Source organism: Corynebacterium sp. HMSC076D02 (genome assembly GCF_001813815.1).
Taxonomy (GTDB): Bacteria; Actinomycetota; Actinomycetes; order Mycobacteriales; family Mycobacteriaceae; genus Corynebacterium; species Corynebacterium simulans.
Genome location: NZ_KV814058.1, coordinates 1 through 595 on the forward strand (window position 1 = coordinate 1; position 595 = coordinate 595).

Genomic DNA, 595 nt, shown 5'->3' on the forward strand with positions numbered 1-595 from the left:
TGCCGTTTCGGCGTAGTTGGTAGGGGCAATCCGCGTAGTTGGTCGGGGTTTTCCGGATAGATGGTAGGGCTCTCTGTTTTCGGTCATTGTATAGGTGGCGTTGGCACAACTTGTGCCGGCGCGTCATCACCTTTCATGACCTTAAGGGGGGCCTTTCATGGCCAACTTCAAAGACATCATGGCGATGTGTTTGGACGGGGGAAGCTATGCTGCCATCTCTGCGGCGTTGGGATGTTCCAACCGGGATATTGCCAAAACCAAGACACTGATTGCGGACCTGAGCATCACCAAGGAGTCGTTTGCTCAGCTGGATCCATCATTCTTCGACGAGCACTTCAGCGACCATCGCGGGGCCCGTCGCAAGCGCTACGACCAGCCAGACTTCGAAAAGCTCGCCAAGCGACTAGCCAATAACAAGCACTTGACCCGCCACAAGCTCTGGCTGGACTACGTTGCTGCACCTGTCGGTGAAGGCGAGTCGAAGTATCAGTACTCCCAGTTTTGCGAACGCCTGCGCACCCACATCCGCACCACTGGAATGACCTCGATTATCGAACACGAGCCAGGCCAGGAACTCTATGTCGATTGGGCCGGC

1 pseudogene is annotated in these 595 nt (G+C 56.0%); it reads left to right on the top strand.

Annotated features, from left to right (window positions below):
• Window positions 1-157 precede the first annotated feature (157 nt).
• Window positions 158-595: pseudogene (locus tag HMPREF2935_RS07790) on the top strand (IS21 family transposase); the annotation flags it as partial.